This is a genomic window from Marivita sp. (assembly GCF_017643905.1).
Taxonomy (GTDB): domain Bacteria; phylum Pseudomonadota; class Alphaproteobacteria; order Rhodobacterales; family Rhodobacteraceae; genus Marivita.
The window spans coordinates 23,397-31,418 of record NZ_JAEPMO010000040.1 but is presented as its reverse complement, the minus strand read 5'-3'; the positions used below and the strand labels follow the sequence as shown (position 1 = coordinate 31,418).

Genomic DNA, 8,022 nt, shown 5'->3' with positions numbered 1-8,022 from the left:
ATACGCGACTGGCGGTTTTCCGGGGGTTCACTTTGAAATGCCCCTCCTGTGGGGAGGGAAAGGTGCTTTCGGGGTACCTCAAGGTCAAAAATGAATGCGCCTGTTGTGGTCAGGACCTTAAGCACGCAAGCGTCGACGATGGTCCCGCGTATTTTACGCTTATGGTCGTGGTTGCTCTGATCTTTCCCATGTTTGGTTTGATTTATTCGCTTTTCGAGCCCAGACCAATTTGGGTTGCTCTGTCGATGATGGGGCTTTCAACTATTCTGGCACTGATTATTCTTCCCCGTGTCAAAGGTGTGTTCATTGGCTTCCAATGGGCAAAAAGGCTTCACGGCTTCTAGGGATCATTGCGCGGCCAGCCAGGACTTTTGTCATGGTCGCGACCTAGCCGAGTTGGTTTCCAAATACGGATTCGGTGGGTGGTGAAGCATTCGCGTAATGACTTTGCCAATTGCGGGCCTGCGGCCCGCTGTTTTGCTACTCAGTCATCATAGCCGCGTTTGTGTTTACTCTTCGCGACCGCCTCTTTCACCACACGGCCAAAGGATTTCTGCCGGGCGCGGGCGGCGGCGATGGTTTCCGAATTGTATTGATCCTCGCGCCGCAGTTTCTGCCAGCGGTCCAGCCGGTCAGGGTCGAGCGTGCCATCGGCAAGGGCGGCCTTGACCGCGCAGCCGGGTTCCGTGTCATGCGCGCAGTTGGTGAACTTGCACTGGGCGGCGAGGATTTCGATGTCGTCGAAGAGCTCTTCCAGCCCGTCGCTGGTGCCCGAAAGCTGGAGTTCGCGCATCCCCGGCGTGTCGATCAGCCAGCCACCGGCCAGCGTGGGGCGCAGCGCCCGGTGCGTGGTGGTGTGGCGGCCCTTGGCGTCGTCCTCGCGGATGTCCTGTGTCGCCTCTGTCTCTCCGGTGAGGGCGTTGCGCAGGGTGGTTTTTCCGACGCCTGACGAACCAAGCAGGGCCAAGGTTTGCGCCTTGCTGCACCATGCGTTGAGGCGCGCCACATCCTCGGGGTCTTTGGCGTTGATGGTGATCGCGGTGACCAGCGGGGACAGGCGTTCGGCCTGCCGTTTGAAGCTGTCGGGATCATCGCATAGATCGGCCTTGGTCAGGATCACCAAGGGCAGCGCGTTCGAGGCCAGCGCCAGAGCCAGATAGCGTTCGAGCCGCGCGACGTTGAAATCAGCGTTGCACGAGGTGACAAGGCCCACGGTGTCGACATTGGCCGCGATGCGTTGATCGCTGATGGAGTGACCCGCCGCGCGGCGGTGCAGGTCGGTGACGGGGTCAAGCCGCCGGATCGCGCTGGTGCCGTCGGTCATCACCCAGTCGCCCACGGCATACGCGCCGGCGCTGTCAGTGGGGATCAGCCGAAGGTCGCCCGCCTCGGACAATGCGATCAGTTGGCTGCGATGCACCTCGGAGATGCGGGCAGGGAGAAGGTTTGCGTCGTCTTCGGTGATCTGACGCGCGAAGTGGTCCGACCATCCGAGGTCGGCGCGTGTGTGCTTGGTCAAGGGAGTGATCCTGTCGCTGAGAAACCTGCCCCGGTGAGGCATATGTTCAGGCCGGGTGCGGCGATCAGCCTGACACCCGCAGGGCGCGCACAATCTTCATCATGTCCTCCTGCATCTCAGCTTCGGTTGATCTGGAGTATATGCGGCGGACGCGCGGGGGCCAAGCGACATCTGGTCATTTGACGGAACCGTTGCTAAGCGGACGCATGACCATGCCATCTCATGCCACTGTCGCCTGTATCAAATGGGGCACGCTGTTCGGACCGGACTATGTGAACCGGCTCTATTCCGGCGTGCGGCGCAACCTGTCCTGTCCGGTGCGATTTCTGTGCATGACGGAACATGCCGAAGGGTTACATCCGGATATCGAGGTGCTGAACCTGCCGTTGGAGCCGTTTGCCGAGCCGATGGCGGCGGCACTCAAGGTGGCGAACCGGCAGGGGGCGATGCGCAAGGTGTCGCTGTTCAAACCCGGGCTGATCCCCGATCTGGAAGGTCCGGTTCTGGGGTTCGATCTGGACGTTGTGATCACCGGACGGTTGGATGATCTGCTGACCTTGGCTCCGGGGCATGTGGTGATGCGCCACGACTGGACCGAGGCGCGCAAGGGGCGGCCTACAGGGCACGGGTCGGTGTTTCGCTATGATCCGGCGGTGCATGGGTTTTTGTATAACGACTTGGCGGCAGATGCTTATCGCGAGGTCGAGGTTGCGCGCGGGTCGGAGCAGCGCTACACCTCGCACAAGGCGATGGAGAACGGGGTTTTCACCTATATTCCAGAGGATTGGGTGGTGAGCTTCAAGTACGACTGCAACCCGTTTCCGGGCAATCACCTGCACGCCGCGCGCTTGCCTGAGGACGCGCGGGTGGTGTGTTTTCACGGGCGGCCCAAGATGCCTGAGGCTGTTGCGGGGTATCGCGGATCGGTTATCCGATGTGCCAAGCCGACGGGTTGGTTGCAGGAGCATTGGATCGACCGGGCGAAGGCGGATCTGGGCGATCGCTGGGGGTAGGCGGACGATGCGTCTGCGCATCGTCTGTTTCCGTTGACGGAAACAGGCCGGGCGGGAGGCTGAACCGGCAAGAATACCCTGCCGCGTGGCTGGACTCTTGCGGGCGCTGGCGCGAACGGGGTAAGAGCGGACAAGAGCATTCGAGGGAAGGGCAACGCCATGCGTCGAGTAGTTGTGACGGGCTTGGGATTGGTGACACCGTTGGCAGACGGGGTCGAAGCGAGTTGGTCGCGCATTCTGGACGGTCAGTCCGGGGCGGGTACAATCACCAAGTTCGATGCGAGCCATCTGGCCACGACCTATGCCTGCGAAGTGCCCTATGGTGATGGCTCGGACGGGACCTTCAACCCCGATGCCTATCTCGAGAAGAAGGAACAGCGGAAAGTCGACGAGTTCATCCTCTTCGGCATGGCAGCGGCGCAGCAGGCGGTGACGGATGCGGGCTGGATGCCCGAGGACGAGGAAAGCCGGTTGCGCACGGGTGTGATGATCGGCTCGGGTATTGGTGGACTGAACTCTATCGCCGAAACCGCGCTATTGATCCGCGACAAGGGTCCGCGCCGGGTCTCTCCGTTCTTTATTCCGGGCGCGCTGATAAACCTTATCTCGGGCAATGTGTCGATCAAATACGGCTTCAAAGGGCCGAACCATGCGGTTGTGACGGCCTGTTCCACCGGCGCACATGCCATTGGCGATGCTGCGCGGCTGATCATGTTTGGGGATGCCGATGTGATGGTCGCGGGTGGTGCCGAGGCCGCGATTTCCGAGATTGGGATTGCGGGGTTCAACGCGTGCAAGGCGCTGTCCACGAAGCGTCCGGATGATCCCAAGGCAGCAAGCCGGCCTTATGATGCGGATCGGGACGGGTTCGTCATGGGGGAAGGCGCGGGTGTGGTTGTGTTGGAGGAGTACGAACACGCCAAGGCGCGCGGTGCCAAGATGTATGCTGAAGTCTGCGGCTATGGCCTGTCCGGCGATGCATATCACATCACGGCACCCTCCGAGGATGGCGAGGGCGGTGAGCGGTCGATGCGCGCCGCGCTGAAGCATGCCGGGATTGAACCCGCGGATATCGACTATATCAACGCGCATGGCACATCGACCATGGCGGACGTGATCGAGCTTGGCGCGGTTGAGCGGATGATGGGGGATGCAGCGGGCAAAGTGACGATGTCCTCGACCAAATCGGCCACCGGACACCTCTTGGGTGCGGCGGGGGCGATCGAGGCGATCTTCTCGATCCTGGCGATCCGCGATCAGGTGGCGCCGCCGACACTGAACCTGGATACACTGGCGGTGGAAACGGCTGTGGACCTTGCGCCCAAGGTCAAGCGGGAACGCCCGATCACCTATGCTCTGTCGAACTCGTTCGGGTTTGGTGGCACCAATGCCAGCGTCGTGTTCGGAAAGGTGGATCGCTAAGTCATGTGGCGTCACATCGCGTCCAACGCACTGACCTTTCTGGTCGTGCTCGTCTTCCTGTTCGGGGGCGTTCTGATCTGGGCGCAGAATGAATACGTGTCGGAAGGGCCATTGGAGCAGGCGATCTGCGTTCAGGTGGACCGGGGCACCAATTTTCGCAATGTGTCCGAGGATTTGGCTGCTGACGGCGCGGTGTCGAGTGCCGCACTTTTGCGGATCGGGGCAGATTACGCGGGCAAGACATCGCAGTTGAAGGCGGGGTCGTTCCTTGTGCCGGAAGGCGCGTCGATGGAGCAGATCGTTGACATTGTCACGCGGGGTGGAGCGAGCACCTGTGGCACCGAAGTGGTCTACCGGGTGAGCATTGCGCGGGCGACGGTGCAGGTGCGCGAACTGGACCCGGCGACTGGGCGCTTTGTCGAGATCGCAGAGTTCAACCCGGCCGAGGACGAAGTGCCCGAGGTGTATACATCGGTCAAAACCGAGGCGGATACGCGGTATCGGGTTGCACTGGCCGAAGGTGTGACGAGCTGGCAGATCGTTCAGGAACTGAACCAGATCGACATTCTGGAGGGCGAAATCGCCGAGATCCCTGCCGAGGGGTCGCTGGCTCCGGACAGCTATGAGATCTCACCGGGCAGCAGTCGTGCGGAACTGCTCGCGCGGATGGAATCTGCGCAGGAGCGCATTCTGGCCGAGGCTTGGGCGAACCGTCAGGACGGTTTGCCCTATGAGAGCCCGGAAGAGGCGTTGGTCATGGCGTCGATCATCGAAAAGGAGACCGGCACGCCGGATGAGCGGTTCCTAGTATCGAGCGTGTTCGTCAATCGTCTGGAACAGGGGATGCGGCTGCAGACCGACCCGACGGTGATCTACGGGATCACACGCGGGCAGGGTGTGCTGGGGCGCGGTATCCGGCAGAGCGAATTGCGGGCCGAAACGCCGTGGAACACCTATGTGATCGATGGATTGCCGCCGACCCCGATTGCCAATCCGGGTCGGGCGAGCATTGAGGCGGCGCTGAACCCGGATGACACGGATTTCATCTTCTTCGTGGCGAAGACGCTTGATCCGGCGGATGGGCATAATTTCGCGGTGACGCTGGCCGAGCATAACGCCAACGTGGCGGCCTACCGGGCGCTTGAAGCGCAGCGGGAGAATTGAGCCTGCCTTTGCATGACACTGTGATCTTGACATGGGTGTGACCGAGCTTCTGCTGATCGGAGCGGTGGTGTTTGTCATTGCCGGTTCGGTCAAGGGGCTGGTGGGTATTGGTTTGCCCACAGCGGCGATCAGCATGCTGACGATGGTCATTGATCCGCGCACCGCGATTGCGATGGGGCTGGTGCCCATCGTGGTGTCGAACGCGTGGCAGGTCTGGACGATGGGCGATATCCGGGGCGCGTTTCAGCGCTATTGGATTTTCGCTGTGGCGCTTGGGGTCAGCGTGTTCGTCACAGTTGTCCTTTCAGCCGAAATCTCGGATCGGGTGATCTTTCTCGCGCTGGGGCTCTCCATCGTATCCTTCGCGGTTCTGAACCTTCGGTTCACCATGCCGCGATTGCCGGACCGGTTCGACAAGCTGGGGCAGTTGGGATTCGGGACAGCCGGTGGCATTCTGGGCGGGCTGTCCGGGGTCTGGGTGGCCCCGGTCATCATGTATATGAGCGCGCGGCAGGTGCCGAAGGACGAGTTCGTGCGCGCGGTTGGATTGCTGCTGCTGATCGGTGGCGTGCCCTTTGCGCTGGCCTATGTGCAGCAGGGATTCCTGGCGCCGGAGCTGGGCGTGGTTTCGTTGGCTTTGGTTGTGCCGACATTGCTCGGGTTCTCGCTTGGGGCGCGGCTCAGATCGCGCCTGTCAAACGAGAAATTCCGCAAAATGGTGCTTTACGTTTTCCTGATCCTTGGGCTGAACCTGCTGCGGCGGGGGATTTTCTGAGCACCGTCTTTGGTGCTTAAGAAAACCTGAATCACTTCAATCTGTGGTCTGCTCATGGGTTTTGTGCCCGGCTGCGACAGACCTTTCCAATGTGTTAAGTGTTCGCGCGGCGCATTAGGCGCTTCTTTCCTGTTTGACGGTCTATTGCCCGGTGCCTGCTAGGCATCAACAGGTGGCGGGACTTTCCCGTTGTCTGCCGGTGCGTCGATGGACGGAGATCCATTCAGCACAGGAGGCAGGATCGCATGGTTCTGATCACTGCAGAAGAGACCGGCAGCGCGCTTGATACCGAGCGCGAGGCCATCGCGCAGGAGTTGCGGACCATTCGCGAGATGGTGGCGGCGCTGCGCAAGAAAGTAGAGGCCGGAGAAATGGGCACGGCCAGTGAGGCGAGCAAGGCGCTTGCCGATCTGCGCGTCTGGCTGAAACACGCCAAGGAGACGGAGGTTCAACTTGAAAGACATCGCCGAGAACAAGCCGCCATCGAGGGAACCTACGGGCTTGACCTCGATGCGGCGCGGGTTGCGGTCAGGTGCCGACTTGATCGCCTCCGGGCCTGTTGCCGAGAAGGAGGCGTTTCTGAAGAGCCTTGAAGAGGTGCCGGGGGCGCTTTTGGCGTTACCGTACCTGTTCGAGTTCTGGGCGCATCCGCACCAACTGCCCCCCAAGGGCAACTGGCGGGTCTGGGTGGTCCTTGGCGGGCGCGGCGCGGGGAAAACCCGCGCCGGTGCCGAATGGGTGCGGACCATGGTCGAGGGATCGCGACCTTTGGACAAGGGTGCGGCGCGGCGTGTGGCGCTTGTCGGCGAAACGCTGGATCAGGTGCGCGAGGTGATGATCTTTGGCGACAGCGGGATCCTGGCCTGTTCGCCGCCCGACCGGAGGCCGGACTGGTTGGCGACGCGGCGCATGTTGCGTTGGCCCAATGGGGCTGAGGCGGTGGCTTGTTCGGCGCATGATCCGGAGTCGCTGCGTGGACCGCAGTTTGACGCGGCATGGGTCGACGAGTTTGCGAAATGGAAAAGGGCGCAAGAGGCGTGGGACATGTTGCAGTTCACGCTGCGGCTGGGAAAGGATCCGCGCATGTGCGTCACCACGACTCCGCGGAACCTCAAGACCTTGCGGAACCTGCTGGCTGCGCCGTCGACAGCGGTGACGCGCGCTCCGACCGAGGCGAACCGGGCCTATCTGGCGTCGTCGTTTCTGGATGAGGTGCGGGCGCGTTATGCGGGTACGCGGCTTGGGCGGCAGGAACTGGATGGGGATCTGCTGGAACAGGCCGAAGGCGCGCTTTGGTCGATGGAGGCGCTCGAAGCGGCGCGGTGTACGGAGGTGCCGGCGTTTGACCGGATCGTGGTCGCGGTTGATCCGACGGCGAGCAGCGGCAAGGGGTCGGATGCCTGCGGTATCGTGGTGGCCGGGGTTGTGTCAGTGGGACCGCCGCAGGATTGGCGCGCGATGGTGCTGGAGGATTGTACTCTACAGGGCGTGTCACCCTTGGTTTGGGCGCGGCGGGCAATCACCGCGATGGAGCGGTGGGGTGCACATGCCTTGGTGGCCGAGGTCAATCAGGGCGGTGACATGGTGGAGGCGGTGCTTCGGCAGGTCGATCCGATGGTGCCTGTGGTGCGGGTGCATGCGTCGAAGTCGAAAAGCGCGCGGGCGGAGCCAGTGGCGGCGTTGTACGAGCAGGGGCGCGTGACGCATTACGGTGTGTTCAATGCTCTTGAGGACGAAATGTGCCAGATGACGCGATTGGGCTACCAGGGGTCGGGGTCTCCGGACCGGCTGGATGCCTTGGTCTGGGCGTTGACCGACCTCGTGATCTCGCGCGCGGCCGAGTGGCGTGTGCCGCGCATTCGCACCGTTGCGCGCTGAGCGCACGGTATGGTTTCCAGCCGTTAACCTTTGCTGGATAGGTTGGTTTCATCGAGTTGGCGCAGGTCGAGAGGCGCTACGGAATTTGACAGAGCGGTGATGTGGGGGCTTGGCCCGCCGTATGGCGGGCTGCGGACGGGAACGCTGTGTCTGGAGTGCCGGGGGCCTTTGGGGGCTTTGGGCCCTGGCACGCGGCCGGTCGGGATGGTTCGAGAGACTTTCCCGACCGCGCCGGAAACGAAATGGATTTG

Annotated in this window: 8 protein-coding genes; 7 read left to right on the top strand and 1 reads right to left on the bottom strand. The window is 62.1% G+C overall.

Features of this window, described 5'->3' with window-relative positions; all coding sequences use genetic code 11:
* On the top strand, positions 1-344 hold a 344-nt coding region (locus JJ869_RS08395; RefSeq protein ID WP_292266084.1), incomplete at its 5' end, for a DUF983 domain-containing protein.
* A 140-nt stretch (positions 345-484) separates the two neighbouring features.
* Here JJ869_RS08395 and rsgA read toward each other — a convergent pair.
* The gene (gene rsgA / locus JJ869_RS08390; RefSeq protein WP_292266083.1) at positions 485-1,519 is read right to left on the bottom strand and encodes a ribosome small subunit-dependent GTPase A; all 1,035 of its coding nucleotides are present in this window, start codon (positions 1,517-1,519) and stop codon (positions 485-487) included.
* 206 nt (positions 1,520-1,725) lie between these two features.
* Here rsgA and JJ869_RS08385 point away from each other — a divergent pair, with 206 nt between their 5' ends.
* The 6 genes from JJ869_RS08385 (at position 1,726) to JJ869_RS08360 (ending at position 7,771) form a co-directional block, all read left to right on the top strand.
* Positions 1,726-2,532, top strand: a complete 807-nt coding sequence (locus JJ869_RS08385) for a glycosyl transferase (RefSeq protein WP_292266081.1) — start codon at positions 1,726-1,728, stop codon at positions 2,530-2,532.
* A 159-nt stretch (positions 2,533-2,691) separates the two neighbouring features.
* A complete protein-coding gene (gene fabF, locus JJ869_RS08380) occupies positions 2,692-3,954 on the top strand; it encodes a beta-ketoacyl-ACP synthase II (RefSeq protein WP_292266079.1) in 1,263 nt (420 codons plus the stop codon).
* A 3-nt stretch (positions 3,955-3,957) separates the two neighbouring features.
* Positions 3,958-5,118 (top strand): endolytic transglycosylase MltG, encoded by a 1,161-nt coding sequence (mltG, locus tag JJ869_RS08375; protein WP_292266077.1) that lies wholly within the window; start codon positions 3,958-3,960, stop codon positions 5,116-5,118.
* A gap of 31 nt (positions 5,119-5,149) precedes the next feature.
* Complete coding sequence (locus JJ869_RS08370) at positions 5,150-5,893, top strand: sulfite exporter TauE/SafE family protein (RefSeq protein ID WP_292266076.1); 744 nt, start codon at positions 5,150-5,152, stop codon at positions 5,891-5,893.
* Between the two features lie 245 nt (positions 5,894-6,138).
* The gene (locus tag JJ869_RS08365) at positions 6,139-6,486 is read left to right on the top strand and encodes a hypothetical protein (RefSeq protein ID WP_292266074.1); all 348 of its coding nucleotides are present in this window, start codon (positions 6,139-6,141) and stop codon (positions 6,484-6,486) included.
* Positions 6,404-7,771: a terminase family protein gene (locus JJ869_RS08360; RefSeq protein ID WP_292266073.1), complete on the top strand. Its 1,368-nt coding sequence runs from the start codon at positions 6,404-6,406 to the stop codon at positions 7,769-7,771. The genes JJ869_RS08365 and JJ869_RS08360 overlap by 83 nt, the downstream gene beginning before the upstream one ends.
* The last annotated feature ends 251 nt before the right edge of the window (positions 7,772-8,022 follow it).